A 24,410-nucleotide genomic window follows, 5' to 3' on the forward strand; every position below is an offset into this window, starting at 1 on the left:
TCTCGCAGATAACAACCCGATTTTATGCTTGGGGTTCAAGGAGCATTGCCATGACCACACGACTTAACGCAAACACGGTTGCCACCCGCTACTGGCATGTTTTGACGGACGGCAAAGTGCAGTGCGATCTGTGCCCGCGCTTTTGCAAATTGCACGAAGGCCAGCGCGGATTGTGTTTTGTGCGGCAGAATTTGGATGCGCAGATTGTGATGACCAGTTACGGCCGCTCCAGCGGTTTTGCCATCGATCCTATCGAGAAAAAACCGCTAAATCATTTTTTGCCCGGTACGCCGATTTTTTCCTTCGGCACCGCCGGCTGCAATTTGGCCTGCAAGTTTTGCCAGAATTGGGACATCAGCAAGTCGCGGGAAATGGACACCTTGATGAGTCTGGCATCGCCGGAAACCATCGCCAGGGCCGCGCTGGAACACGGATGCGGCAGTGTCGCTTACACCTACAACGACCCGGTGATCTTTCACGAATACGCCATCGACACCGCGCAGGCTTGCCGGGAACTGGGTTTGAAATCGGTGGCGGTGACCGCCGGCTATGTTTGTGCCGAACCGCGCGCCGAGTTTTACCGCTATATGGACGCCGCTAACGTCGATTTAAAAGCCTTTAGCGAGGATTTTTATCGCAAAGTCACAGGCGGCCATTTGCAGCCGGTGCTGGAAACCTTGCAATATTTGAAACACGAAACCCCGGTTTGGTTCGAGCTGACCACATTGCTGATTCCCGGCGCGAACGATTCCCAGGCCGAATTGGAAGCGATGACGCAATGGGTGGTCGAGCATTTGGGGCCGGATGTGCCGATGCATTTCACCGCCTTTCATCCGGATTGGAAAATGCCGGATACGCCGCCCACACCGCGCTCGACTTTGTTATTGGCTCGCAGCATAGCCTTGAAAAACGGCGTGCGTTACGCCTATGTCGGCAATGTCCACGACAAGTCGGCGGAGAGCACTTATTGCCACGGTTGCGGCAAAGTTTTGATCGGTCGCGATTGGTACGAACTGTCGGATTGGAATCTGGATGCCGCCGGCAATTGCCGGTTTTGCGGCAGTGCCTGCGCGGGTTTTTTCAATCCGTTACCGGGCGATTGGGGCGCCAAACGCCAAACGGTGCACTTTTAAAGTGTAAGGTAGATGGTCACGACCAGGCGTCCGGATTGATCCGGCCGATAGCCTGAAATGCGGGTTTGCAGAACAAATAACCTTGAAACAGCGTGACGCCGCAGGCCAACAGAAAATCCCGCTCGGCCTTGGTTTCGATACCTTCGGCCAGTACTTCGATGCTGAGTTCGCGGCAAATTTGCACAACCCCGGCCACTATCGCCTGTTTGGGCTTGCTAAGGTTGATGTCGCGTACCAGATCCATATCCAGCTTAAGCACATCGGGCTGGAATTCGGCGAGTAGGTTCAGGCCGGCATAGCCCGCGCCGAAATCGTCGATCGCGGTCTTGAAGCCGAAGCGGCGATATTCGGTGAATATATTGATCAGATGCGGCCGGTCGGAAACGTCCTCGCCCTCGACCACTTCGAAAATGATGCGGTCCTTGGAAAAATTGTATTTTTGCGCCGCTTCGAAAGTCGAACGGATGCAGGCTTCCGGTTGGTACACCGCATTCGGCATAAAATTAATCGAAACGAACTCTTGTATACCCAGCTTAGCGGCGCCTTCCACGGCTTTAATCCGGCAATTTTGATCGAAGCGATAGCGGTTTTCGTCAGTTACCCTGGATAACACCGATACCGCCGATTCCCCGTTAATCCCGCGTACCAAGGCTTCGTGAGCAAAAATAGTCCGGGCAAAAAAATTGACGATGGGTTGATAGGCAAAGCTAAATTCAAAATCCAACTCGTCCAGGTCCCGGCAATGATGACAACTGGGTAAGTCGGTATTGGCTTGGGCTAGCGGAGAAGGTGGCTCGGATTTTTGCGGCATGGCTGGTTCTCGTAATCGATATCGGGATGTTGGTCATCCTTGCTTAAGCGGGGTGCTTTCTCTGCGATCAGTATTATGAAGTGTAGCGAAGTTCTCGGAATCGACATTTAATTCGCAACGCACCACTGGCGCCGGATAGGGTTTGTTTTTAAACGCAGTTAAGGCGTTCAATGTCAAACCCTAAAATTTAATTATTTGAACCACTATGAATTTTGATTATATATAGAAAACTGCCTATGATAGCCGGGCAGATTTCAGCGGGTGCTTGCGTGCAAGATACCGGGAAATTTTGCGGCTGCTTCTGGTGAACGGAAACAAGGAAATTGCATGAAAAAACCTCGATCGCTCGATCACGACGGCTTGGATGGCATTATCCCGTCCACGAATAATGCACGGCTGAAATCCGGCAATCCGCAAGGCAAATCAGACAAAACCTTAAAAAAGCCGATGCACAGCAAAGTGTCGTGGTTGCTTGGCGTGATCGGTTTACTGGCCTTGGTCGCGGTATTGATACCCGGCGTATTGCAAAAGCCGGAAGCTGTTCCGGAACGGACCGCGGCCCTGAGTCAGCAGGCCGAGCCAACCAATCCGCCGGCCACAAACCATGCGTTAGAACCGCTTGTAGCCACGGACAACGCCGATACCGAGACGCCGAAACCGCCGGCCGACTCGACGCCAACCTTGATTGCCGAGGCTAAACCGGACAACGCGCTTGCGGCGAACCCGGACACGCAGCGGTCGACCGCCGGCGGCGCCAATATACAGGCCCCGGAACCGCTGCCTGAGTTACCCAGCGAACCGACCGCGGCGGGTATTCCCAAATCGCCCGCCAATAACCTTGCAAAGGCTGCTAACGCGGTGCCATTTACCGTGTATTTCAAATTCGATTCCAGCAGATTGACGCCGGAATCGACCAACAGCAACGGCGAGTTGCTGAATGCGGCAAAAAGCTGTGTGAGCCGGATTAAACTGACCGGGCACACCTGTAACTTGGGCGGCGATGCCGGTAACTTGCAGTTGGGATTGGCGCGGGCAAATGCGGTAAAAAAATTATTGATCGCCAACGGCATCGGCGCCACAAGCATCCTCACCGCATCGGAAGGCATGAGAAAACCGGCGGCACCGAACGATACCAGAGAGGGCCAGGCCTTAAACCGTCGGGTCGAACTGCAGTGTGTGGATAATTAACCGAATTTAAGAGGTGGACCTTATGTTACAAAACTCTAAATCAGACTATCAGATCGCCCAGCAGCAAATTCTCGACGGCATTATTTCCGGCGAATTCGATATCGAAAATCGGAAGGATCTGGGGCCCTTGATTCCGATCCGCTTGTTTCAAGCTCTGCGCATGGTGGCTTTGGGATCGAACGTGGAAGACATATTGGGGCAGGGTGCACCCTCGCTGGTTTACCATTCAGGGCAAAGTTTGGGCTTGGCCATGGGCCAGATTGCCGCCGCCAATATCGACAAGGACCTGGAAACCTATGTCGGCAAAATCAAGCTGCTGTGCCGGCAGCTCAGCATCGGCCTAGTGGTGCCGGATAAAGTGGACTTGTCGGCCGGTGTACTGGAATTGCGGGTGGACGAATGCGTTTCCTGCGCCGGTATCCATAACGTCTCCGCGCCGATCTGCCATTTCGAAGCCGGCATGGTCGGCGGCATCGTCAGAACCTTTTTCAATCGCAATGTAAAGGCCACCGAAACCAAGTGCAATGCATTGGGCGACAAAACCTGCTTGATCCGCGTGGATTTACTATAGGTTGATAATCAATAAAAGAATCAGGAGTGCAATATGAGCAGTAATGTCCAATTTCTCGATCCTCGAAAATCTCAGAACAACGAAATCGATTCCATCTTGCGTAATCTGATGAACATCCAGGGAGTGTCGGCGGCGGCCATTGTCGATAGCGACGGCTTTGTCACGCATATTCACCGCGATTTCGAAATCAACACCGACGCCATCGGCGCCTCGGTGCAGGTGGTGTTCGGCGCGGCGGCGAAAGCGGCGCAGCACGTCGGCCATCATTTGACCAATATGGTGATCTGCGAAAACGCCGACGGTTATATTTTATCCACGCCGATAGACGCGGGTTTTATTCTCGCTCTGGTAACGCAACGCGAGGCCCTATTGGGCCGGGTGCGGTTCGAATTGAAAGAAACCATTCCGGTGTTGAAAAAATTGTTCACCAGTTATCTGTCCAACTAAACGCTGCCCAGAGCCAGAACATGCATTGGTTTGAATCGCAGTTGGTGCGGCTGGATACGCTCGCCGACGACTATCTTTCTGCGCGACGGCAACCGGCCGCCGACATCGTCAATGTCAGCGAAATCACCCGGCAAAAGCGTGCGGCATTCATCGACGCGGTGCAGGCCTTGGTGGATAAGGTTGTGAAAATCAAGGGCGTGAGCGCCTGCGCGGCCTACCACGACGGCCTGATCCTGGCCCAATCCGCCGAAGCCTCCAACATGGATGCGTTCGGGGCGATCATTCAGGAAACGATCCGCGCCGCCCAGCACGGCGAAACCTCCTTAGGGCTCGGCGAGATCGAACAGATCGTCATTGTCGGTGCCGTCAACAAGCTGGCGATGCTCAGCGTCGGACCTATCATTTTGTGTATCTCCAGTCCCAAGGGTGTGAATTTGGCTTCGGTTTTGAGTCAGGCTAAATAAACCGAAATAAGAGTAAAGTCCGATTTCGAAGTTGGCTGTATCAACCCTCGTTTGCTCTTGTTTCTATCATTCTGCACAGCTTGCTTACAAGTTTTAAATGGGGCCGTAGAAATGATTAGCAATGCGTCAGAAAGTTGAGGGTTAACTTCTTCGCTAATCTTGGCCATGAGGAATGCATATTATACAATCCTCCAATAACTGGTGGCAGGTGTAGATCAATATTCCGCCATTCAATGGAATAGGATGATCGATAGAAAAGGGTCTATTCCGGCAGACAAAGCCGCCAGGTAGGCATCAGGCGTGTAAACATTTCTATTCCTTCAAGTTCGCGGCGCAAGGTCTTCCAACGTGCCAGATCAAACGAATCCCGGTACAAATACGCAACCCAATCCGCCAATAGCACTGCGGCATAAGTCTCGGCATCGTTATTCTTGTAGATAGCTAATCCGGCGCTGTGCCGGTACCCGGTGATAACGGTAGTCTCATCATAGCCCCAGCGATGGAGTGCAAGCGCAGCCGTGCCGGCATGAAATGTCGTCTCCTCGGGCAGACTCGATTCCGCAGTCGACACCACTGGATCGAGTGCCGCCGGCAGTTCGGAGAAATGCATGTTGGCAAACAAGGCCTGAATGTGCGCGGCAAGTGCCGGTGTGTTCGCCGCATGCCAGAAATTGAAAACGACTGTTTGGCGCGGCCGGGTAACCTCGGTGACACCGTGGTATGAATCGGCGTGTAGCAGAAAGCCAAAGGCTTTGTTGTACTCGGGATTAACCCTACAAACCGCTGCACTCTCCGGCGAAGCGAATAATTCCAGAACTCCGCCATGCTCGGCTTGCCATTGCTGATTGAGTTGCACGACCAGTCGAGCAATCTCGTACCCCACTAGCGGCCGGTCGCTGTGTATACCAATAACTTGTCCGGGCAGCATACGCTGAGCGGTGACCAGAACGCGATTCGTGAGTGGCAATCCGGTAATCTCGCGCATTCTGCCGAGCACTTCCGCTTGAAATGCAGCGGGAATATATTCGGTAACATCTCTAAGAGAACACCGGTAAAACGCCCCATCCCGATGCTGCCACTCACCGTCTTGCAAAAATAAATCCTCGAGTGCGGCACACTGCTCTTCAGAGAATGCCGAATTGACATAAAAAAAGGGGAACGGGTTATCGTGGTGGATGGGCTGCGAGAACAACGGCTAAACTCCTAATTTGAATGATATGTGAAGGTTGTATAGTTGGAGGCAATGGGGGTACAGACTCGAATGGTATGGAAAACGGCAGCTAAATTTGTTACGGTATTGGAAGCCGTTTTCCGTTTTAGCATCAACTGTGGAAAGGTGCGTGTTAATTCCGTGACCAACGTCCGGCTCACTAGGGAGCCGGTTGGGTCGGTAACGGATCGCCGTTTCTTTTTGCGGTAAATTCAATAGGCACATGCGCCGAAAAACCGCCTTCGGTCTGCATCGCGAATTTAATTTCGTCGCCGACAATTTTCCCCTGATAGCGATGGACAGCTTCTTGTATGGCCCCAGAGCCTATATATTCGGGCGTCTTGGTAATAAAACGCAAGGTATCGCCCGAGATCTCGCCTTCCAAAATGCCGTTCACGCTGCCGGTAAACGACGCGCTGCCGTATAGCTGCCGGCCGCTACCGGCGAAATTAAAGCTTTCTTGATAATTGGCGTTGGGCCAGTCGTAGCTTACCTGAGCTTGCCATAGTCCGTTGATCGGTGGCCGCTGTTCCGCGCCGCTAAACAGATCCATCAGGTTGCGGGTGGCATTGGTAAAGCTCGACAAGCCGATTACCAGGGTGCTGACGACTATCAATAAGGAAAGCACCGGGTTGTTTCTGATCCGGGCGTTGATTTTGTCCAGCCGGGTTTTTGAATCGTTCATGGTTTTAATCTCAGCCGAGTTCCGGGTGTAGGTAGGGTAGTTTCCCTGCTGCCGAAGTTTTAAGGCAGCGGCTACAGAATAAGGGTTTTGCCGGAAGTTTTCTAACAAAATAAGTCTGGAGAAACCGCCGTTGCCGTAGTCAATGCGCTCGGCTATCCACTGCCGTGCTGCTCATAAATTTCATGAGTCCGGTCATAATTTTTATGACCGGCGTAATTGTCATGCCGAGTCAATCATCAAGCGTATTTCCATGAGGTCTCGGCATCATAAATTTTATGAAGCCGAACGGCTTTGTCTGCTAAGCAAGATTGGGATTTTGTTTTTAATAATTATTAAAAACAATGGCTTATATCTGTAAGTCGATTGCTGTCGTTCCTGGCATGGGGGTTGCTGTATTAGCTTTAGACGACTTTGATCCCACTGTTGGATAAGCAAAACACCGGAAGCTAAACCACTATGCCCACGCAACCTAACATCCAGATCAGACAAATCCCCAGCGGTTATCCGGGCACCTTGCAGACGGTGGAACAAGTCTGCGAGTTGATCAAAACCGGGGCGAAAGACTTTACGGTACGCCAGTCGGCGATCGACATTTTGCTGCAGCGCGCGGTCAAGCCCAAGGACTATCTGGCCGAAATCAAAGCCTTATTCGAATGGGTACAACAAAACATTCGCTATACCAAGGATACCTTTCGAGTGGAGGTGCTGCATTCGGCTAAGCGCATGTTGCAGCTGCGGGCAGGCGATTGCGACGATATGACCATTCTGCTCGGCTCGATGCTGGAAGCCATCGGTCATCCGGTCAGGTTGGTGTTAAGCGGGGCCAATCCGGCGCGACCGGACCAGTTCAGTCATATTTATCTGGAAGTGCTGTATCGAGATCAATGGCTGGCGCTGGACGCGACGATGCCGCATGCGATGGGTTGGTCGTCACAAGCGCCGGTAAAAAAAATTGTAGCCTTGCCGCGACGTGTGGAGGCAGCGGATAGCGTCACATTACACGGCCTGGATGCAACTCCTGACGTGTCTTCGCTACTACCGGATTTGCTGCGAGCCATCCGCCACGAAGCATTCAAACCGCACGATCCGCGTATTAAGGCATTGTGGCAAATGTTGCGGCATCGGCATTTATTACAAAAAAGCGCATGGTTGCAAGCGATGTTGCGACGGGTTTGGCGGCAAGGTCTGGCAGCCAAACCGCGTCCACGCCTGACTAAACGGCTTGAACGTCTGTTGCATGAGTGGCGGCTGTTGTCACCCAACCATATGCATGCAACGCCAAAACCCGTAATGGCGCCCGCCGCAATGCAAACCTTAAGGCCGGTGGCTTTGAAGGCTGTGGGTTCGGTCAGGCCAGTGAAGATGCAATCGATGCGTGCGGTGGAATTACAACCGCACACACTACGCAGGCCAGGAAAATGACCACGCATCAGCCACCGTTTTCAGCGGGTAGTGGACGGGTGTTCGATGCGGTTAAGGAAGAACAGTTGACGCAAGCCGAAGCTTTATACAACCGTTTCAACAGCTTCGGCGCAACCGGCGTGATGACGGTTAAGCATTGTCGAACCATCCCGCCCGTTGTGGTGGAGCTGGGCGAATTGGTCGGTGTGATCTATCGCTCCGACAGGGGCCAGCAGGGACAAAAGCTGACTTACATCCACCGGATGGACGATCCGCCCAGACTGGTCAGTAACGTCGAAGGCACGCAACTTTACATTGTCGGCGGTAGTTATCGGGTCACGGCGCAAGGTATCGAAGGTTAGGCCAATGGCTGCAACAAACCGCAAACTTCGGAGACTGATATGAGTAGCGACCGGCAATTGGGCTTGGACGAATTGATGATCGTAAATCCCGGCTGCCTGGGAACGCAAAGTTTGTTTCTGGGTGAGGACGGCGTTTTGTATCAGTTGCAGGACTTGCCAGCTACAGAGGATGAGCCTGGGGCAGGGCAATTCTTTCTCGGAGAAGACGGTCAGCTTTACCAAACAGGCAACGCCGAAATCGGTGGCTTAGCCGATGTTGACGAGACCGCGTCGATGGCCGCGAGCCAAACGCTGGGCCGCTATTTCCTCGGCGAAGACGGCCGCTTGTACGAACGAATTAGCTGAATACCGCAGGTAAACCTTTTCAAACCGCCTGATGCGGATTGATTGAATCGATAAAACTACATTAGTTGAGGAGATGGTCATGGCCAAGATGCAAGGCGTGAAAGAAAAACTGCACGCACCGCTGTACGACGCGTTTCACGTATCGGATAAAGATCCGAAAAAGATCTTTAAGGATTTTATGACCGATCCGCGCGTGATTCGATTTTTTGTCGATGTGCAAGGCAAAACCCGCTTGGAAACCAATATGCAGGCGGCCGGGGTGTTACCGAGTTTGAATACCTTCGAAGCCCGCGCGCTGCGGGTTATCGTCTCGAATATGCGCATCGCCGAAAAGAAAAAAATCACACCGAAAGGCGGCGCCGGCGGCAGTGTGGAACTTGAAAGTCTGGCTGTAACTAGCGAAAGCGAAATCCTGGCCGACCTGATCTACAACTCGGTCATTTCCCTGATCGTCGGCGAAAAAACCATGATCGAGATGCCGACTTTCTGGTTTCCGTCCGGGGCCGGTATCAGCCCCGGTTTCCCGACTGTCAGCAATCACGGCGAACCCGATCCCACCGCCACCTTCCGCTTCGCGGAGCCGGTGTTTATCGAGTCGCAGCAAAATTTTCGGGTGGAGTTGGCTTTTCCGCAAGGTTTGCCTGGGTCGGAACTAAGCGTCGATTCGCCGGAAAAACGTCTGGCTAACGTGATCGGACCGTTACGCATATGGGTGGTGCTGGACGGTTATCTGACCCGCGACGTGCAGTAAGTCCCGCAGCCGACAGGAGAAATATCATGCAATATTTAAGCGAAAGCGATGTCACGCAGATGATGGGCATCGGTTATCTGGGCGAAGTGCGTCAGGGACCGGACGGCCAGTTGTATCAATTCGTGCAGGGAGTCGACGGTCTCGGCAATCCGGTAGGCGGGTTCTGGAGCCGAGTCAAGCACGGCCTGAAACGAGCGTTGCCGATCGCCCGTCATTTTGCGCCTTTTATTCCGGGCGGCTCCGCAGTGCTTACCGCAGCCACGCCGTTTCTTCGGCAAGCCGGCATTCAAGGCCAGGACGGCATCGGCGAGTTATATGCAGCGCCGGACGGCAATGTCTATCAAGTCCAAGGGCTTGGCGAACCGGAACAATTCTACGGTATCGACGAAGACAGTCTGGATCAAATCATGGGTCTGGGTTATGTCGGCGAAATCCGCCAAGGCCCCGACGGTAATTTGTATCAGTACCTGCAAGGTGTAGATGGACTGGGTAATGTCGGCGGATTTTGGAGCAAATTGCGCAAATTGGGTAAAAGAGCCTTGCAGTTTCAGCCGGCCCGTTTGGCTCTGAAAGCTGTCAGCCCTTATTTACAGCAAGCCATACCTATGGTCAGACAAGTGGCGTCGGCGATACCGGGCGGCACGGAAGCGCTGACGGCGGCCGCACCGCTGATGAAACAGGCTGGGTTGTCCGGCTGTAATTGCCAACAGCACAAGCCTTATGATGTTGCGCAAGCGATGTCTGGGTTTGCCGAGGATGAGTTACAAGGTCTGGCCGCGGACGACGAGTTGCAAGGCTATGCCGACGGCGGCGATTTGTACGGACCCGACGACGAACTGATGCAAGGTTTGGACGCGGACGACGAATTTGCCGGTTATGACGGCGAGGACGAACTGCAAGGTTTTGCCGACGACCAGGATATGCAAGGCGTGGAAGGCTATGTCAAACAAGACGGCGTGAACGGCCTGGAACGTTACGAACCGGAACAGCCGCTGCAAACCCGTTGGCATGTGCCGTCCAGTCCTCCCGACGTCTGGAAGCCGCTATGGTAATGCAAATCTTGACATTCATTATGCTACTGCCGAGTGCCGGTTTTCGCGGCCACAATGATGACGGCAGGCAAAACCATGGGAGATCACGATCATGAGAGCAGGACTTCAGTTAGGTCAGGAGCCGGGCTACCAGCGGCCCATAGCGGAGGGCAGCCCTGCCTCCGCTGTCGCGCCGACCACCAAGGAAATTCCCTACGATTACGTGGCCAAATTCCAGCTGCAAGGCAATTTCGGCAATCGGCTACAGGATGTGATTAATATCAGTACCGAGGGCGTGTTCGTCGCGGTGTCAATCGGCTACAGCTTTATCCCCGCCAAGCTGGATATTCAAGCGTCGGCGCCGATTCCGCTGGTGGCCGAAGGTCTGAATGGCTTGATTGCACAGTTGACAGAAGCGGATCAGCGGCTACTGAGCCAAGCGCTATTTGTTAAAGCTTGCGGTATCGACTTTAAATACAGCATCGTCGACAGCGGTAGCGGTAGGGAGCTGCAAAATCAACCGATACACAATATTGCCGGCCTGGGCGAAGCCAGTGGCGAACGGCCGTTTCGGCCGCTGGCAAAACCGATGATGTTTATGCCGCGCTCGACGATACGTATCGAAATTCAAGAAGTGTCGGTAGGCTCAATATACAAGGGTGCCGAGCTATATCTGGTGCTGCACGGGTACAAAATTCTAGGCTACGGCACCGCGCCATGAACATCTGCCAAATCTGCGGCGTGCCGCAGGATGCCGGTTTTTTCGACGAGTCTTCGATTCACGATGCTCCGGCATTCGGCGAAGAAGTGATTTTGGCCAGCTATCGCTTGCACCGCAATTACTGCGGGCTGCTGATGTACTTTGCGCAATTCACCGATGTTTATGCCGCGAACCCGGTAGAGGTGCAAACGCCAGGTTACCAATGGCAGATTCGTTGCGACGGCCAGCCGCGCGATCCTTATCTGACTTTTTCCCACATCATCAATCCGTGGGGCTTGTCCGGGTTTCCGGTGGCGTTGCGTCTGGAAGAAGGCTGTCTGTTGGAGTTTGCGATTCGCAATGTCAACGACCGGCAGCAGATCTTGAAAAAGGTAGGTGGCCGCCTGCTAGGGCGTATTTGGTACAACACGGCCTATGGCGGCTGAATTAACTGAGCGTAAATCAATTTCAAGCCGATAGCCACGCGACCAGCATAGGAGAAATGCCATGTATCTATTTGCAAACCAAGTCACCGGCCCGCGTTTCGCCGGAAAATCCGAGGCGGACGGCATCGGCGGATTTGAAAGGTACGCCAACACGCTGGCCGGTTTCGGCCAACCCGCTCCAGCCTCGGCGGCGGTGCAACCAGTGTTTCGGTTCGATTGTGCGGCGGGCACGAATTGCGGTATCGGCACCGAAGCGCAATGCCGGGCGGTGCTGCGTCAGGCCATCCGCGAGGCGATAAAACTGGCCGATAACGCCGCCGGCAAACTCGAGGCGCGCGACCCAGGCGTCGTCAAATTTTTTAGGTTTTTCTTCAACCATCCGCCTAATCAGCCGATTCCCTGGGCCGGCGGCGAGGAGTCGGCCACCAGTGTGGCGAAGCGCTTCCGGGCGGTGGCCAAGGCTTTGCAGAAGGGCGGGCGCAATACCACTTTTCATTGCTTGCCGACCACGGCGGGCTGTGCCGATAACGATTTGACTTGTTGTTCGACCACCGCCAATGCCTGGGTCAATCCTGCCGGGGAAGCGAACACCTTAAATCTATGCGCCGGCTTTTGGACGCCGCCGGCCGGATTGCGCGGATTGCCGGCGCCATATTACCGGGCGGGTGTAATCATTCACGAAATGCTGCATTTGCTGTATCGCGATTTCTTGTTACATGGTGTCAGACGCGCGAATGCTCATTGTTACGAGGCGTTCGCGTTGCGCGTCGCCGGTTTTGGCGTCGATCCCATCGATATTTGCATGTGCCGGGGGACGGCGCCTTGTCCGCCTTAAATCGTTCGGTAGCGCTGTTACGAGTTTGCTAACGGAAAGGAGTGCTAGATATGTATATTCAGGCAGATGAAGGTTTGGGGCAAGCGGCTCCGGCCGCATGCAATCCGGACCCCGGCGAGGTGGCCTTATCGCATACTGCGGCCGGTGTTCTGGGTAAAGACGTTGAAATTACCGATAAAGGCGTGCTGGTCGCGGATTTTGGTATCGATAGACGCAGCGTCAAAGGGGCGGCGAAAATCGAGCTTGCTCCGCTGTTACGCCGCTTCGAGACCGATCCCGCCATCGCCGAAATCAGGATACACGGTTTTACCGATTGTATCGGTCCGGGTAACGCCGCTTATCACACTTGGCTGCGCCGCGAGCGGGCGCGGCGGATTCGGGATTTGTTGGGGCCGGTGGCCAGAAGCAAGCTCAAATTCTTCGGGCCGGCCCCGGTCGATACCTATATCGGATCCAATACCGACCGGGTAGGGCGTGCCCGCAATCGCTCGGTGCTGATAGAGTTTCAAAGCAAAATCGATTTTCCGCCGGAAGCGGTCACAGTCAAACCGTGTCACGAACAGCTGATGCGCCGGGCGCTAGTGCAGATTGGTAATAATCGAAATCTGGATGCAAAAATCGGCTCGCGATTGTGGGCGGCGTTGAGCAACGCCTTGGCCGGTGGGGATGACTCGTTCATTCGGCCGGGCTCAACTTCTGTGATGTTCGCGTTCCACTGGTCGGGGATTGCGGAGTATTTTCGCGAGCTATGTGGGCAGGCAGGCGGTCCGGCTGGGTTGTCGGCGGCAGGATTGAACCGGAAATTGCTGGAGCTGGATCAGGATATCGTCAATGGTTTGGAGGCATTTGCTCGGGCCAGGCGGCAATTTTCCAGCATCTTGAATAAGAAAGCCGCTTTGGAAGCCAATTTCGGTCAACGCCTAAGCGAGCTTTTAAAAAACAAAGCCAAAACCGTTTACGCCGAGTATTAACTTATGTATCTGCATTTGGGACGAGCCGAACCGGCTCCGCGCGCCAGCGGCGAAACGGCTGGCCCGATTATGCCGCTGGCGCTGACGCGCGTGTTGGATACTTCGTCCGCGCCGTTCCGCTGCATCTGCCGGATTCATGTGAGTACCGCCAATCGCGGCCATTCCTTCGGCTCCGGCGTGCTGGTGAGCCGCTATCATGTGTTGACTTGCGCGCATGTGCTTTATCCGCGGAACGATCCGCATGCTATGCGGGAAGTCGTAGTGCTGCCGGGGCAAAACGGTGCCAACGACAAGCGGCCGCCCATTCGCGCCGATGCCTGGTCGGTAAATCCGCGTTGGCGCTGGAACGATTGCCAGACGGCCAATGCGGACTTGGCCATTATCCGCTTGGCGCGGCCGGCGGAGGCTGGATTTTGGCCGCTGCTGCCGTTCGAGCCGGCGTCGATCGCCACAACTGCTGCCCATCTGGCCGGTTATCCGGTACGCCCTACCGATAACAAGGCTCAAGCCATGTATCGCAGTAGGGGGCGCATTATCGGCAGGATCAGGATAGACGGCTGCACCGAGCCTGGGCCACGAACCAAGGGCATACTCTCACGTACCTTGTTTCCGGATATCGACGATACGGCGGCGCTGATCGCTCACGGACTGGACAGTGCGCCATCAATGAGCGGCGGCCCGATCTGGCAATTCCGGGATGGCAAACCCATGCTGCTGGCCTTACATGCCGGCGATATCGATAACGGCGCCCGCAAGAAGGCCATACTGTTGAATTCCGCCGTGCGCACACTGATAGCCGACGGGATTAGAACGCTGCCGCCGCACGCCTAAACCGGACGCAGAATAATAATGGCTCGCGCAGATAGATCTTCTGTCTGCGCGATACGCGGCTGGAGGCAAAAGATGGCAAACAGATTCGAAAAATCGGCCGCTATCCTGATTTTCGATCGGCAGAAGCCGTTTCGCGAGGGACTTAGAAATTATCTGTTGGCGTCGGGGTACACGCATATCCGCACGGCCGTTTCCATTCAGTCGGTATTGAAAGAATTACGTCAGATGCATTTTGCACTGATTCTACTCAGCGTTTCCGCGCCGAATTTTTCGGTGCAACGTTTGCTCAAAGTCGCGCGCTTACGGCAACCGGGCGCGGAAATTTTTCTATTGGTAGCCGCCGGAGACCTGGCTTACGTAAGAGAGCTGCCGGCACCGGTATTGCTGAAGGAGTATGTGTATGCGAATCTCTTGGAATTGAACCGGAGCGATACGCCTTAATTATCCTTGCAAGACGTATGCAACCATCGGTGCGTTCCCTGTCCCACTTTCTTGTCTCGCTATCACGAGTATGGAAATTGTTTTGCTGTAGCGCGATTCAGCAAACGCTAGGCGATATTCCGATTGCCGGCTACGTCGGCTGCAAGACAGTGAAAAAATACCCGGGTTCTTCGTGCGAAGCTTCACTTGCAGCGGCCTGCCGCTCTCTGTTGAAATGAGATCTAGCCGGTCCCGGTCAGCAAGAAAAGGAAGGTTCATGTACTAGCTATCCTTGGCTGCCTCGATCACGGCGAAGCGCTGCCGTATCCATAGCATCTGATTTCCATCCGGCAGAAGCAGAGGGGCGTCTACCGCCCCACACAAAAACGATACCGGGAGGCAAGCGTGAATAGTGCATCCGATCTTTACCAGGCGTTTTTCCATGCAATCGGCGAGTCGGTTTTTATTGTCGATATAGAGAGCGAACGTATTCTCGATGCCAACCCGCAGGCGGCGCGGTTGACAGGCTTGCCGGCAGAGGCATTGCAAAACCTTAGCTATAAAGCGCTGTTTCAATTTCCCGGTACCGCGGAGACGTGTTGTGGGAGTCGGTTGGCCTGCGAGTTGTGTTTCATCGCTAAAGTCGGCGGCGCGGTAGGTACCGCTTTCGATGCGTTTTGTATCGATTGTCAGGCCGGAAAGTATCTGGTGTTGATCGCCAGGGCTAGCGATGATGGCACGGTGAGCGCCTATTCCTACCTCGGCACCGGCGATCAAGTCTGGGCGGAGCTGAAAGATTTTCCAAACATCATCGGCCAGAGCGAAAAAATCCGCGATGTCTGCCGCTTGATCGGTTCGGTGGCTAAAACCGATGCCACCGTGTTGATTCAAGGTGAAAGCGGTACCGGCAAGGAGGTGGTGGCCAATGCCATTCATGTGCACAGTCTGCGCGCCAATCATCCGTTCGTGAAAGTCAATTGCGCCGCGTTATCCGAAACCCTGTTGGAGAGCGAACTGTTCGGCCACGTAAAGGGCGCGTTTACCGGGGCGATACGCGACCGCCGCGGCCGTTTCCAGCAGGCCAACGGCGGCACAATTCTGTTGGACGAAATCGGCTGTATGTCCCTGGCCGGTCAAGCTAAGCTGCTCAGGGTGTTGCAAGAACATGAGTTCGAGCCGGTAGGTAGTTCGGTTACTTTACCTGTCAACGTCAGGGTGCTGGCTTCCACCAATGTCGATCTGGCGGCGGCGGTAAAACAGGGAAAATTTCGCGAGGATTTATATTATCGGCTGAATGTGTTTTCGATACCGTTACCGCCGTTACGGGAGCGTAAGCAGGATATTCAGTTATTGGCTCAACATTTTCTTTATCGAAACAATGTCAATCTGGGTAAATCGATAGACGCCATTGCCCCCGCTACATACACCTTACTGATGCAGCACGATTGGCCGGGCAATATTCGCGAACTGGAAAATGTGATCGAGCATGCCGCAATTGTCGAACAGAATCATATTATCGCCCCCGGTAGTCTGCCGATTAATTTGGCGGGACTGAAATCTGCCGGCGCCGATAACGATAAGGAATACGCGGCGTTTAACGGTTTGAGGGAAAAGCTGAATGCGCTGGAAAAGCAAATTATTTTCGAGACCTTGCAAAAAACCAACGGCGTCAAGAAAGACACGGCAAGTTTGTTGGGTATCGATCCGCGAAACTTGCCTTATCTATTGCGCAAGCATCGATTCGGTCACTGATAACTACGAGATCACTTGCCGAATAGCTCTATTTTTGCCGGCCGTATAAATCGAAAAATGTCCGGATTCCTGACCACAATGAGTGGCCGGAGCAGTGTTCGAATTTATAACCGCGAGCGGCATCATTCGATAATTGTTTAAAGTAACTGTGGGAAAACCAAGGTGCCTCAGGATTATCGGGACCGAATTCGCCATTACCAAACTTAAGCAACCGGAATTGAGTAAGCTTTTGCCCTGAACTCAAGTGCCGTTTTTATATCATGGCGTAACGGCTTAGCCTTTCTCTAGTAGGTGGTATTGCTGGCATTCAGGCTGTTTTGGATCAACACACTGGCGGCCTGTTTCGCTTGTTCGGCCGCGCCGGAATGACGCTTCATTTGCTCCGATACGATCGCCCCCTCTACCAACAAACTCAATTGTAGGGCTAGGTTTTCAGGCGATGCGATGCCGCATTCGCCGGCCAAAGTGCCGATGTAGACACGGAATTGATCGTAAAACTCTGCAGACACCTGGTGTACCGGATTACCCTCGAGCGGAAACTCCGCCGCCGCGTTGATGAACGCACAGCCACGGAACTCCGGAATCGCCAGCCATTCGCCTATCACGTCGAAAACCGCCAGCAATTTGTCTTGGGGATGCTCGGCCCTGCCGTCGATCTGCGCGACGAACCAAGCCCGAAAATCCGCGTCGCGCTTGCGTAGAAAGGCAATTACTAAATCGTCCTTGGATGGAAAGTGCTTATACAGTGACATCTTGTTGGAGCCGGCCAGGGCGGCTATCGCATCCACCCCCGTAGCCTTGATGCCTTGACGGTAAAATAGCTCTGACGCGGCTTGCAGGATACGGTCTCGCGGTTTAATTTCCATTCTGATCTTAAAGACAAGAAACAATTTGACACTATACTGAACGGTAAGTAATAGTACAACTTACTGACTGGTAAGTTTGGATTTTCGATAGTAAATTTTTAATTGAACAATCAACAAGAGGTGTTATGGAAGTTTTATTAGTAGGTGCCGTCGCCTGTATGGCCGCATTAATCCTGTCGGCATGGCTGATGACCTTTGCCCGTTGGTTCCCTATCGACGGCATCGACGGTAAGTTTTTGGTCGATTACAAAACCATGATTAGAGCGCATGTCGATTACGCGCTGATGGCGTTATTTAATTTAGGCTTCTACGGCGTGGGTATCGAATTGCCGGTTTTGGCTTGCTGGTGTGTGGCCATAGGCGGATTTGCTAACCCCACCATTTTCACTATCGCGGCGTTCGATCCCGATTTTTGGAATAAAACCAAATGGAAGGTTTTTTCGGCGGCCAGTTTCGTGATAACGACAATCGGCTTTGGCGGCGTGGGGATTGCTCTATTGCGGCATGCCTTGTAATCACTAAGTAGTAAGCGGAGTATTTATACTTGATCCGGTACCCGGAAAGCTTGGCTTCCCGGACAACAAGATTAATCTAGGCTTGGTATTGCTGACTTTCGGATGGCGTTTTGCAATACGACGGAATCCAGCTGCGTTCGATCATATAATCCGGCAATTGGTTAAAGTCGAAAGCCAGACCGTCCCGTATCATTTGCTTGACATCCATTATTTCGGCAACTTCCGGTATATCTTTGAAGAAATTGGTATAGAGCGGTTTGACTAAAGATTGAGCCACTCTAATTCCCAACGGGCCGATAAAGTTGCGCCGCTGTCCTACGTGGGCAATCTCGTCAATGGTAATTTCGTCGAGTAAGGCTTTTAGCCGGTCTCGCACTTCCGGTTCATCGACCAATATCTCATCGAATAAGCGATACAAATGACAGTAAAACGTAACGCCCATTAACTCGGTAACGAAGGCCGGCGTATCTATGATAAAACCGGGAAGTTTTGGAAACTGTTCGTACACTTTTTCTTTGAACGGCGACAGCGGCACCCATTTTACCTGCTCCAGGCCGCAGGTTTTCAACATCTCGTCGAACAAACGCACATGGCAAAACTCTTCAGCCAAATGCACGCGGGAAATCTTGTCTTCTAACGCAACGCAATGCGCCATGTCGGGTGTGACATCCCAAGCGGCTTTAATGCCGACCCATTCGTGGCGGGCAAATTTATAAATAGCGCATAGCAGCAATATCAATGGTTCCAGTGTTTTGGGATCATCGACCAGCTCGACATAATTTCGATAAAAACTATCCGGATTGGCAATAGGCGTTTTTAATCTGACGGGATGCTGTTGAAATTTTTTCAAGGTGGTCCGCTTTTTGGACAAGTCCTGTTCCTCTTCCAGTAATTCTCCGCTGTGACCTTGGGTAAACCGCCAATAGTCTTCGAAATTTTCACAGCGTTGTTGGTCGGTGGCATCCGTAAACACGGAACGATATTTGGTTTTAGTCATGGAGAATAGTCTGTTTAAAGAATCGATATCGATGCCATGTTGACTCGGCATCAAGCGAATTATTTTCTATTCCTTCATGTGCGTCTGTTCGCTAGCGTACACAAATTCGCGCGACTTTTATCGGATAGGGCTTAAAGGGTATCAGGAGATCAGTATCCCGGGCAATGGGTATATTCCTGATATCCGTCGGCGTGACCGGTTGATTAGTTAGGGTTCTCGGTTTGAAAGGCAGTACCGCCGACGATGTCGGTGCCGATTTTCAACCAGGCCGGGTCCAGGTTTTCGTCACGTATCCAGGATTGCAAGTCAGGGCTAAATCGGCCGCTGCTGCCGACAATCGGTTTGGCGGCCGACAACCAAAGGAAATTGCTGTTTTTTAATTTCACCTGCGGAATGAAAAAGTAATGGTCGGCCGCGAGCGAAATCGCGTTCCTAGAATCCACATCGAATTTTGCTTTCTGCCCGGAAAGCGCGCCTTCGCCGCCGGTGGTCTGATCTGGAATCGGGTCTATGCCGTTCAGTACCGAATTTGCGGCCGTGGCGTTAGCGCTTAGCAAGGTGACGCTGTAGCTCAGTGAGTTGTTGGCCGATTCGCGGGTTTCAAAGACGATGTCGGAAGGCGAGTTGACGCGGTTAGGAACGCGGCCGGACGGCGGATTGACCGATCCTTACCGAATACCCGGTAGATCTCTACATTGACGTTGGCGACGTCGCTCAATGTGGCGCCGGCCAATAAGCCGGTGAAGGTGGCGTGATTTAACTGGGTATGTTGGGTTAGCACGAAATCGTCCGCCGATTCTATTTCAATCTTATCTGTGCTGCCGAGGCGCGAGCCGGTGGCAATTTTGAAATCCGGATCTCCGGTACTGAGTGAGAAGGCGTTGGCATGGGAGTTGGCGGCGAACAGGGTCGAAATAGCCAGGATGGGGATAAGCTTAGTTTGCATGGAAATACTCCTAAAATGATTTAAGTGCTGAGAACTCGTCTCGGGTAAAGAAGCTGCTGACAACTTCTGTTTCTAGTAACGCTAGTACCGTGCCAAAAAGAAGGTGCCGAGTTTGCGTAATGTCGCGGTCACCGCGCCTTATTTTCACGATGGCCGCGCCGTCAACCTGGAAACTGCAGTGGAGACGATGGCCGAGCATCAATTGGGCAAGCGACTGGCGGTGAGACAGCGCGATGCTATCGTTAAGTTTTTAAACACCTTGACCGGTGAGTATGCCGGCAAGGCTTTGACCATCAACAAAGCAGCCCATCTATGATCGCAATTTCCTGGCAGCCCAGGCTGATCATCGTCGGTTTGTTGCTGGCCTTAACCTATTTATGGATACAAAGCGCCAGTCCGGAACTGGAGCGGCGTAACCGCCTGCAAAGCACGCTGCGCATCATCGAATTACGCGATGCGGAATTGATGCGCGATATTTTGCTGGCGAGGGCTGGCCTGCTCGCTAACTACGATGCTCTAACCAAAGCCGGGCAGAAGCTGTTGCTTTTATCGAAGAGTTTGCAAACCGACTTGCAACCGGCAAACGCCGAATATGATTTTTTCTTTCTGTATATCATCGGCGATAGGTGGTTATGACTGATGACCATTCTATTGCTGCCATTGAATCAGAATGAACGATAGACCGCAACGGGTGTGCGCCGTGCAAAGGCGGCGCTTGACCTGTGGGTGAGAGACCCACCCGGCTAAGTCGCTCCGACCGGAAGCAATCGGAGCAGTCATGGAGGTAACGAAGTGGCTGGAGCCTTCGATGTAAAGAGATCGCGTTAGGCGATTCAGCGAGTGTGCAGGCCGTAACGCGAGTGAACACTGAGCAAGCCTCGAAAAGGTCGATGCGCAGGCCGACCCGACAGCCCTTTCGGGGAAGGTTGATACGGCTGGGGAAAATGAGCGAAGAACATCTCCAGTCGCTGCGCCGGGGTAGTGGTGACAGCATGTACACAAGGTAAGCGCACGCAACACGGGAAGCCCTACAGCGTGGTCAGCGATGACCAACCGGACGCCCGCGATGGACAGGCCGGGCGCCGTGGGGTGGCGGAGAGGTTCGTAGTGCCGGGGAAGCCGGGCAATGCCGGTGGAGGGAAGGGGCCTTAGTTCAAGATCAACGCACTAAGTAGGCAAGGACCGGAGATTGGGCAACCTATCAACTCCCCTAAAAGTTCAGAAACTGCAGATGGCGTTACACGCAAAAGCGAAGGCTGAAGCCGGCTATCGTTTCTACGCGCTGTACGACAAGATATACCGGGAAGACATCTTGGCGCATGCCTATGCCTGCTGCCGTGCCAACAAGGGCGCGGCGGGCGTGGACCATCAGGACTTTGCCGATGTTGAAGCGAATGGACGGGAAAGGTGGCTGGGTGAACTGGCGCTTGCGCTCAGAGAAGCGAGTTACCGACCGAATCCTATCAGACGAATCTATATCCCCAAACCCAATGACAAGCTAAGGCCGCTGGGGCATGTCGACCTTACGGGATCGGGTCTGCATGACAGCAGCGATGCTGATATTGGAACCGATCTTCGAAGCCGATTTACTCGATGAGCAATATGCCTACCGAGCGGGCCGTAATGCCCAACAGGCGGTTGGCGAAATCAATCGCCATATGTTCAAAGGTCATCTTGACGTCGTGGATGCTGATCTCGCCGATTACTTCGGAAGTATTCCGCATGCTGAGCTATTGAAATCGGTGGCTCGCCGTGTCGTAGATCGGCGTGTGTGTTACATCTCATCACGATGTGGCTGGAATGTGCCGTGGAGGAAACCGACAGACAAGGACGGCAGACACGCACCACCGAAGCCAAATATAACCGACGAGGCATTCCGCAAGGTTCGCCTATCTCGCCCCTACTGTCGAATTTATACATGAGACGTTTTGTGTTGGCATGGAAGTCTCTTGGGCTGGAGTGGCGGCTCGGCAGCCGCATCGTTACCAATGCTGACGATCTGGTGATCTTATGCCGATGCGGTAAGGCCGAAGAAGCCTTGCAATGGATGCGTAAGATCATGGAGCAGCTAAAGCTCATGGTGAATGAGGAGAAAACACAAGTGTGCAAGGTGCCGGAAGGCGAATTTGACTTTCTGGGTTACACCTTCGGTCTGATGTATAGGCCGCAAAGCGGTAAACCCTATCTGAGCTACCGACCATCGAAGAAAAGTATTCGGCGCATGGTCGAGAAAATACATGTCCTGACGGCATATGCAATGTCATGGCATGAAACCAGGATGCTGATATACAAGTTGAATCGCATGCTGCGCGGATGGGCGAACTACTTTAATGTAGGCACCGTCAATCGCGCCTATCGGGCGCTCGACAACTATACAGCGGCGCGGTTGCGTCGGTGGTTGCGCCACAAATACAAAGTCAGGGGGTCATTCGGGCGGAGGTTATCCACCTTCATATCTTTACGAGACACTTGGTCTTGTGCGCCTGACCCGGTTGGGATGCGACGTGCCGTGGGTGAAAACGTGATGTCTTGTCCGAGAGCCGGATGCGGGAGATCCGCCAGTCCGGTTCGATGAGCTGGGTGTGGAAACGGGGTTACGGTAAGGCTATTAGGGCACCGTCAAACAAAAGAGGCGGCAACAGACAAGCCAAACCTAATGCTACCGCGCCACATCTCGACTCTACCGATAGCGTCAAAAACAGAAATAACTCCGGTCAACCCACCGTTTAGTTATTTCATGGTTTTTAAGTTTTCATACCTGCTATCGTGAGTGTAACTTGCAGGGATTTTGAGTTTTGAAGCTTGGCACTGGCTTATCCGGCCGATGACTGCCGATGTCCGGGAAGTTTCGTCGGCAAATAGTTGATCAAACGGCGATAACGTCCCTGTTATCGCTGATTCCACTGCTTTAAACCTCGGCGCTGCTCAGCCAAAGATCGTGCTTGTTGCACAGGCTTAATGCGTAAACCGTGCCGCTGTATCCCGCCAGACTAAATTCGGAAATGGCTACCGGGTCTTTGCTGGGGTCGAACAGACGCTCGTTCAGGAATTTGTAGTCTTTATCCAGCAGTACATGTTTGACGATGTAATGCTCGTAGCCTTTCATTTCGTGCGGCGTAGTGATTTTGACCGTGGTTTTACCGTCTGCCTTGCCGGCTTCGATCACCGGCAAATGCGTAGCGGCCTTGCCGGCCCAACGGCCTTGAGAGTCCTTGGTATAAAACACGTCGCCCGGCGGGGTCGGCTGTTTGCCGGGTTCGGCGCCGGCCAGGGCCGGAGTAATCAAACCAACGGCGGCGGCGCCGGCGGCGGATAAGCGAATAAAGTCTCTACGTTCCATGATGATTCCTGATTGAAAGTTAGTGATTTAATAATATTCAGCGAAGGTTACTGAAATACCTTATCGGTATTTAGTCCTAAGCTTGAGCCGGTTGGGGTCTTGCTGTCATCGCTTACTATCTCAGTTTGGCGGTGGTGTCCGCTGCGGTCCAACGGCTGAACGGCCGCAGCGGTCTGACTTTATCACGATTTGCCGGCCGGTTTCTGACTCGGCTTAGGCTGTGTTTCTGTAACGGTGACGGTTTCGCCTTCCACCAGTAGATCGGATGGGCTGGCGACCAGTATGTCGCTGGCGGTAATCCCTTCCAATATTTCCAACTCCTTGCCAAAGTCGCGGCCTAATTTCACCGGGCGAAAGGCAATGCGGTGTTCCGCATCGACGACGACGATATGCGGGCCGGCCTGGTCGATCACCAACACATTAGCGGGCACCACCAAAGGGTTGGATTTGCCGGCGACATTAATCGAAATTTCCACGTAGGAACCGGGTAGTAATTTACCGTCTTTATTCGGCAGGGTTATATCCACTTGCCGGGAACGGTTGACTGGATCCAACGCACCGGCTACATGATCGATATGCGCACTCACCGGTTTGGCTTGCGAATCCTGCACCCGAACCGAAACTTCCTGGCCGGCCTTGATGTCGTCGGCGTAGACTTGCGGCACCCAGACCGTCAACCGCAGCGGGTCGGTTTGGGTCAACGCAAACAATTCCTGATTGCCGGCGACGATCAGACTGCCGACATCGACCGCTCGACGGGTAATTACTCCGGAAAACGGCGCGACGATACGCCGATAGCCTTCGATATTTTCCAGACGTTTGACATTGGCTTGCGCCGCTGCGAAATCGGCTTCGGCTTGCAGAAAAGCGCTGCGCTTTTCGTCGAACTCTTGCTGCGTGCCGCTATCGGTGCCGTTTAATTGCGTCCAGCGTTGCAAAGTAGTGCGGGTCAGTTCCAGGCGGGCTTTCACTTGCGCCAGCGCGGCGCGCGCTTGCGCTAGTTCCTGTTCCAACTCGGGTACGTCAATAACCGCCAACAAATCGCCCTTCTTAACCTGATCGCCTATGGTCTTGTGCCAGACGCTTAAATAGCCGTTGCTGCGGGCAAAGATTTGAGTCTCGGTATTGCCGCGTAAACTGGCCGGCAACACCAGTTTACGGGTCGACTCGCCAGGGCGGGAGTGCGACGCAATCACGCTTCGCTGCAAGCTGGCCGCCGTCTGAGTTTGTAAGGTTTCCGTTTGCTGTAGATTCTGCGCCAAGCGCCAGGTTCCGGCCAGCAGTAATAACAACAACAATCCTAATCCGAGCCGCTTGACTACCAGCAGGGTACGGTGCGGATTGTCGACGGACGGCAATGCAAAGGTAGATGAGGGGATACTGTTCATAAAA

Annotated in this window: 32 protein-coding genes; 22 read left to right on the forward strand and 10 right to left on the reverse strand. The window is 53.5% G+C overall.

The window, feature by feature from the left end; genetic code table 11:
- Positions 1–50: 50 nt before the first annotated feature.
- On the forward strand, positions 51–1,133 hold the full coding sequence (gene amrS / locus ACH50O_RS01930) for an AmmeMemoRadiSam system radical SAM enzyme (protein ID WP_446810373.1): 1,083 nt from the start codon (positions 51–53) through the stop codon (positions 1,131–1,133).
- 16 nt (positions 1,134–1,149) lie between these two features.
- On the opposite strand, the gene ACH50O_RS01935 is transcribed toward amrS, so the two are convergent.
- Positions 1,150–1,944 carry an EAL domain-containing protein gene (locus tag ACH50O_RS01935; protein ID WP_446810374.1) on the reverse strand — a complete coding sequence of 265 codons (795 nt, stop codon included), beginning with the start codon at positions 1,942–1,944 and terminating at the stop codon, positions 1,150–1,152.
- Between the two features lie 327 nt (positions 1,945–2,271).
- Between ACH50O_RS01935 and ACH50O_RS01940 the strand changes: the two genes are divergently transcribed.
- From ACH50O_RS01940 to ACH50O_RS01955, 4 genes are read left to right on the forward strand one after another with little or no spacing between them, the layout of a single operon-like run.
- Positions 2,272–3,132: an OmpA family protein gene (locus ACH50O_RS01940; protein ID WP_446810375.1), complete on the forward strand. Its 861-nt coding sequence runs from the start codon at positions 2,272–2,274 to the stop codon at positions 3,130–3,132.
- A 22-nt stretch (positions 3,133–3,154) separates the two neighbouring features.
- Complete coding sequence (locus ACH50O_RS01945; protein WP_446810376.1) at positions 3,155–3,703, forward strand: V4R domain-containing protein; 549 nt, start codon at positions 3,155–3,157, stop codon at positions 3,701–3,703.
- Between the two features lie 33 nt (positions 3,704–3,736).
- The gene (locus tag ACH50O_RS01950) at positions 3,737–4,150 is read left to right on the forward strand and encodes a roadblock/LC7 domain-containing protein (protein WP_446810377.1); all 414 of its coding nucleotides are present in this window, start codon (positions 3,737–3,739) and stop codon (positions 4,148–4,150) included.
- Positions 4,151–4,170: 20 nt separating this feature from the next.
- Positions 4,171–4,614 carry a roadblock/LC7 domain-containing protein gene (locus tag ACH50O_RS01955; RefSeq protein ID WP_446810378.1) on the forward strand — a complete coding sequence of 148 codons (444 nt, stop codon included), beginning with the start codon at positions 4,171–4,173 and terminating at the stop codon, positions 4,612–4,614.
- Between the two features lie 262 nt (positions 4,615–4,876).
- On the opposite strand, the gene ACH50O_RS01960 is transcribed toward ACH50O_RS01955, so the two are convergent.
- Both ACH50O_RS01960 and ACH50O_RS01965 read right to left on the reverse strand, forming a co-directional pair.
- Entirely contained in the window at positions 4,877–5,806 is a 930-nt protein-coding gene (locus ACH50O_RS01960) for a 2OG-Fe(II) oxygenase (protein WP_446810379.1), read from the reverse strand.
- A 178-nt stretch (positions 5,807–5,984) separates the two neighbouring features.
- Complete coding sequence (locus ACH50O_RS01965) at positions 5,985–6,509, reverse strand: hypothetical protein (RefSeq protein ID WP_446810380.1); 525 nt, start codon at positions 6,507–6,509, stop codon at positions 5,985–5,987.
- 456 nt (positions 6,510–6,965) lie between these two features.
- On the opposite strand from ACH50O_RS01965, the gene ACH50O_RS01970 reads away from it, so the two are divergent.
- The 12 genes from ACH50O_RS01970 (at position 6,966) to ACH50O_RS02025 (ending at position 16,354) form a co-directional block, all read left to right on the forward strand.
- Entirely contained in the window at positions 6,966–7,931 is a 966-nt protein-coding gene (locus ACH50O_RS01970) for a transglutaminase-like domain-containing protein (protein ID WP_446810381.1), read from the forward strand.
- Positions 7,928–8,272 carry a hypothetical protein gene (locus ACH50O_RS01975; RefSeq protein ID WP_446810382.1) on the forward strand — a complete coding sequence of 115 codons (345 nt, stop codon included), beginning with the start codon at positions 7,928–7,930 and terminating at the stop codon, positions 8,270–8,272. Before ACH50O_RS01970 ends, ACH50O_RS01975 begins: the two co-directional genes overlap by 4 nt.
- A 39-nt stretch (positions 8,273–8,311) precedes the next feature.
- Complete coding sequence (locus tag ACH50O_RS01980; protein ID WP_446810383.1) at positions 8,312–8,617, forward strand: hypothetical protein; 306 nt, start codon at positions 8,312–8,314, stop codon at positions 8,615–8,617.
- Positions 8,618–8,696: 79 nt separating this feature from the next.
- Complete coding sequence (locus ACH50O_RS01985) at positions 8,697–9,368, forward strand: hypothetical protein (RefSeq protein ID WP_446810384.1); 672 nt, start codon at positions 8,697–8,699, stop codon at positions 9,366–9,368.
- 26 nt (positions 9,369–9,394) lie between these two features.
- Complete coding sequence (locus ACH50O_RS01990; RefSeq protein ID WP_446810385.1) at positions 9,395–10,420, forward strand: hypothetical protein; 1,026 nt, start codon at positions 9,395–9,397, stop codon at positions 10,418–10,420.
- A 91-nt stretch (positions 10,421–10,511) separates the two neighbouring features.
- A complete protein-coding gene (locus ACH50O_RS01995) occupies positions 10,512–11,120 on the forward strand; it encodes a hypothetical protein (protein ID WP_446810386.1) in 609 nt (202 codons plus the stop codon).
- Entirely contained in the window at positions 11,117–11,545 is a 429-nt protein-coding gene (locus tag ACH50O_RS02000) for a hypothetical protein (protein WP_446810387.1), read from the forward strand. Before ACH50O_RS01995 ends, ACH50O_RS02000 begins: the two co-directional genes overlap by 4 nt.
- 61 nt (positions 11,546–11,606) lie before the next feature.
- Positions 11,607–12,380, forward strand: coding sequence for a M35 family metallo-endopeptidase (locus ACH50O_RS02005; protein WP_446810388.1), 774 nt, complete (start codon positions 11,607–11,609; stop codon positions 12,378–12,380).
- Between the two features lie 50 nt (positions 12,381–12,430).
- Complete coding sequence (locus ACH50O_RS02010) at positions 12,431–13,351, forward strand: hypothetical protein (RefSeq protein WP_446810389.1); 921 nt, start codon at positions 12,431–12,433, stop codon at positions 13,349–13,351.
- Between the two features lie 3 nt (positions 13,352–13,354).
- Positions 13,355–14,182 carry a trypsin-like serine peptidase gene (locus ACH50O_RS02015; RefSeq protein WP_446810390.1) on the forward strand — a complete coding sequence of 276 codons (828 nt, stop codon included), beginning with the start codon at positions 13,355–13,357 and terminating at the stop codon, positions 14,180–14,182.
- A gap of 72 nt (positions 14,183–14,254) precedes the next feature.
- Positions 14,255–14,623: a hypothetical protein gene (locus ACH50O_RS02020; RefSeq protein WP_446810391.1), complete on the forward strand. Its 369-nt coding sequence runs from the start codon at positions 14,255–14,257 to the stop codon at positions 14,621–14,623.
- A 384-nt stretch (positions 14,624–15,007) separates the two neighbouring features.
- Entirely contained in the window at positions 15,008–16,354 is a 1,347-nt protein-coding gene (locus ACH50O_RS02025; protein ID WP_446810392.1) for a sigma-54 interaction domain-containing protein, read from the forward strand.
- Between the two features lie 284 nt (positions 16,355–16,638).
- On the opposite strand, the gene ACH50O_RS02030 is transcribed toward ACH50O_RS02025, so the two are convergent.
- Positions 16,639–17,220 carry a TetR/AcrR family transcriptional regulator gene (locus tag ACH50O_RS02030; RefSeq protein ID WP_446810393.1) on the reverse strand — a complete coding sequence of 194 codons (582 nt, stop codon included), beginning with the start codon at positions 17,218–17,220 and terminating at the stop codon, positions 16,639–16,641.
- Positions 17,221–17,345: 125 nt separating this feature from the next.
- Between ACH50O_RS02030 and ACH50O_RS02035 the strand changes: the two genes are divergently transcribed.
- Positions 17,346–17,735, forward strand: coding sequence for a hypothetical protein (locus ACH50O_RS02035; protein ID WP_446810394.1), 390 nt, complete (start codon positions 17,346–17,348; stop codon positions 17,733–17,735).
- 76 nt (positions 17,736–17,811) lie between these two features.
- Here ACH50O_RS02035 and ACH50O_RS02040 read toward each other — a convergent pair whose 3' ends face one another.
- From ACH50O_RS02040 to ACH50O_RS02050, 3 genes are all read right to left on the reverse strand, one after another.
- The gene (locus ACH50O_RS02040) at positions 17,812–18,732 is read right to left on the reverse strand and encodes a hypothetical protein (protein ID WP_446810395.1); all 921 of its coding nucleotides are present in this window, start codon (positions 18,730–18,732) and stop codon (positions 17,812–17,814) included.
- A 203-nt stretch (positions 18,733–18,935) separates the two neighbouring features.
- The gene (locus ACH50O_RS02045; RefSeq protein ID WP_446810396.1) at positions 18,936–19,289 is read right to left on the reverse strand and encodes a hypothetical protein; all 354 of its coding nucleotides are present in this window, start codon (positions 19,287–19,289) and stop codon (positions 18,936–18,938) included.
- A gap of 14 nt (positions 19,290–19,303) precedes the next feature.
- Complete coding sequence (locus ACH50O_RS02050; protein WP_446810397.1) at positions 19,304–19,678, reverse strand: hypothetical protein; 375 nt, start codon at positions 19,676–19,678, stop codon at positions 19,304–19,306.
- A 112-nt stretch (positions 19,679–19,790) separates the two neighbouring features.
- Here ACH50O_RS02050 and ACH50O_RS02055 point away from each other — a divergent pair, with 112 nt between their 5' ends.
- From ACH50O_RS02055 to ACH50O_RS02065, 3 genes are all read left to right on the forward strand, one after another.
- Positions 19,791–19,994, forward strand: coding sequence for a hypothetical protein (locus tag ACH50O_RS02055; protein WP_446810398.1), 204 nt, complete (start codon positions 19,791–19,793; stop codon positions 19,992–19,994).
- Entirely contained in the window at positions 19,991–20,314 is a 324-nt protein-coding gene (locus ACH50O_RS02060; protein WP_446810399.1) for a DAHL domain-containing protein, read from the forward strand. The genes ACH50O_RS02055 and ACH50O_RS02060 overlap by 4 nt, the downstream gene beginning before the upstream one ends.
- Positions 20,315–20,909: 595 nt before the next feature.
- Positions 20,910–21,275: a hypothetical protein gene (locus ACH50O_RS02065; RefSeq protein ID WP_446810400.1), complete on the forward strand. Its 366-nt coding sequence runs from the start codon at positions 20,910–20,912 to the stop codon at positions 21,273–21,275.
- On the opposite strand, the gene ACH50O_RS02070 is transcribed toward ACH50O_RS02065, so the two are convergent.
- Positions 21,265–21,402: a hypothetical protein gene (locus ACH50O_RS02070; RefSeq protein WP_446810401.1), complete on the reverse strand. Its 138-nt coding sequence runs from the start codon at positions 21,400–21,402 to the stop codon at positions 21,265–21,267. The two genes, ACH50O_RS02065 and ACH50O_RS02070, sit on opposite strands and share 11 nt — an antisense overlap.
- A gap of 65 nt (positions 21,403–21,467) precedes the next feature.
- Here ACH50O_RS02070 and ACH50O_RS02075 point away from each other — a divergent pair, with 65 nt between their 5' ends.
- Entirely contained in the window at positions 21,468–22,253 is a 786-nt protein-coding gene (locus ACH50O_RS02075; RefSeq protein ID WP_446812104.1) for a group II intron maturase-specific domain-containing protein, read from the forward strand.
- Positions 22,254–22,586: 333 nt separating this feature from the next.
- Here ACH50O_RS02075 and ACH50O_RS02080 read toward each other — a convergent pair whose 3' ends face one another.
- A complete protein-coding gene (locus tag ACH50O_RS02080; RefSeq protein WP_446810402.1) occupies positions 22,587–23,018 on the reverse strand; it encodes a desulfoferrodoxin family protein in 432 nt (143 codons plus the stop codon).
- Positions 23,019–23,200: 182 nt separating this feature from the next.
- Positions 23,201–24,406 (reverse strand): efflux RND transporter periplasmic adaptor subunit, encoded by a 1,206-nt coding sequence (locus ACH50O_RS02085; RefSeq protein WP_446810403.1) that lies wholly within the window; start codon positions 24,404–24,406, stop codon positions 23,201–23,203.
- Positions 24,407–24,410: the final 4 nt, after the last annotated feature.

It is taken from the genome of Methylomonas sp. 2BW1-5-20, from assembly GCF_052474515.1.

Excerpts from the sequence above, each read along its gene's own strand:
- ACH50O_RS02050 (WP_446810397.1), bottom strand. The coding sequence starts at position 19,678 with ATGCAAACTAAGCTTATCCCCATCCTGGCTATTTCGACCCTGTTCGCC.
- ACH50O_RS01975 (WP_446810382.1), top strand. The coding sequence starts at position 7,928 with ATGACCACGCATCAGCCACCGTTTTCAGCGGGTAGTGGACGGGTGTTC.
- ACH50O_RS01950 (WP_446810377.1), top strand. The coding sequence starts at position 3,737 with ATGAGCAGTAATGTCCAATTTCTCGATCCTCGAAAATCTCAGAACAAC.
- ACH50O_RS02070 (WP_446810401.1), bottom strand. The coding sequence starts at position 21,402 with ATGCGGAATACTTCCGAAGTAATCGGCGAGATCAGCATCCACGACGTC.
- ACH50O_RS01955 (WP_446810378.1), top strand. The coding sequence starts at position 4,171 with ATGCATTGGTTTGAATCGCAGTTGGTGCGGCTGGATACGCTCGCCGAC.
- ACH50O_RS02030 (WP_446810393.1), bottom strand. The coding sequence starts at position 17,220 with ATGGAAATTAAACCGCGAGACCGTATCCTGCAAGCCGCGTCAGAGCTA.
- ACH50O_RS02015 (WP_446810390.1), top strand. The coding sequence starts at position 13,355 with ATGTATCTGCATTTGGGACGAGCCGAACCGGCTCCGCGCGCCAGCGGC.
- ACH50O_RS02085 (WP_446810403.1), bottom strand. The coding sequence starts at position 24,406 with ATGAACAGTATCCCCTCATCTACCTTTGCATTGCCGTCCGTCGACAAT.
- ACH50O_RS01995 (WP_446810386.1), top strand. The coding sequence starts at position 10,512 with ATGAGAGCAGGACTTCAGTTAGGTCAGGAGCCGGGCTACCAGCGGCCC.
- ACH50O_RS02060 (WP_446810399.1), top strand. The coding sequence starts at position 19,991 with ATGATCGCAATTTCCTGGCAGCCCAGGCTGATCATCGTCGGTTTGTTG.
- ACH50O_RS02080 (WP_446810402.1), bottom strand. The coding sequence starts at position 23,018 with ATGGAACGTAGAGACTTTATTCGCTTATCCGCCGCCGGCGCCGCCGCC.
- ACH50O_RS02065 (WP_446810400.1), top strand. The coding sequence starts at position 20,910 with ATGGCGTTACACGCAAAAGCGAAGGCTGAAGCCGGCTATCGTTTCTAC.
- ACH50O_RS01970 (WP_446810381.1), top strand. The coding sequence starts at position 6,966 with ATGCCCACGCAACCTAACATCCAGATCAGACAAATCCCCAGCGGTTAT.
- ACH50O_RS02020 (WP_446810391.1), top strand. The coding sequence starts at position 14,255 with ATGGCAAACAGATTCGAAAAATCGGCCGCTATCCTGATTTTCGATCGG.
- ACH50O_RS02075 (WP_446812104.1), top strand. The coding sequence starts at position 21,468 with ATGTGGCTGGAATGTGCCGTGGAGGAAACCGACAGACAAGGACGGCAG.
- ACH50O_RS01985 (WP_446810384.1), top strand. The coding sequence starts at position 8,697 with ATGGCCAAGATGCAAGGCGTGAAAGAAAAACTGCACGCACCGCTGTAC.
- ACH50O_RS02035 (WP_446810394.1), top strand. The coding sequence starts at position 17,346 with ATGGAAGTTTTATTAGTAGGTGCCGTCGCCTGTATGGCCGCATTAATC.
- ACH50O_RS02010 (WP_446810389.1), top strand. The coding sequence starts at position 12,431 with ATGTATATTCAGGCAGATGAAGGTTTGGGGCAAGCGGCTCCGGCCGCA.
- ACH50O_RS01935 (WP_446810374.1), bottom strand. The coding sequence starts at position 1,944 with ATGCCGCAAAAATCCGAGCCACCTTCTCCGCTAGCCCAAGCCAATACC.
- ACH50O_RS01980 (WP_446810383.1), top strand. The coding sequence starts at position 8,312 with ATGAGTAGCGACCGGCAATTGGGCTTGGACGAATTGATGATCGTAAAT.
- ACH50O_RS01940 (WP_446810375.1), top strand. The coding sequence starts at position 2,272 with ATGAAAAAACCTCGATCGCTCGATCACGACGGCTTGGATGGCATTATC.
- amrS (WP_446810373.1), top strand. The coding sequence starts at position 51 with ATGACCACACGACTTAACGCAAACACGGTTGCCACCCGCTACTGGCAT.
- ACH50O_RS01990 (WP_446810385.1), top strand. The coding sequence starts at position 9,395 with ATGCAATATTTAAGCGAAAGCGATGTCACGCAGATGATGGGCATCGGT.
- ACH50O_RS01965 (WP_446810380.1), bottom strand. The coding sequence starts at position 6,509 with ATGAACGATTCAAAAACCCGGCTGGACAAAATCAACGCCCGGATCAGA.
- ACH50O_RS01945 (WP_446810376.1), top strand. The coding sequence starts at position 3,155 with ATGTTACAAAACTCTAAATCAGACTATCAGATCGCCCAGCAGCAAATT.
- ACH50O_RS02040 (WP_446810395.1), bottom strand. The coding sequence starts at position 18,732 with ATGACTAAAACCAAATATCGTTCCGTGTTTACGGATGCCACCGACCAA.
- ACH50O_RS02000 (WP_446810387.1), top strand. The coding sequence starts at position 11,117 with ATGAACATCTGCCAAATCTGCGGCGTGCCGCAGGATGCCGGTTTTTTC.
- ACH50O_RS02005 (WP_446810388.1), top strand. The coding sequence starts at position 11,607 with ATGTATCTATTTGCAAACCAAGTCACCGGCCCGCGTTTCGCCGGAAAA.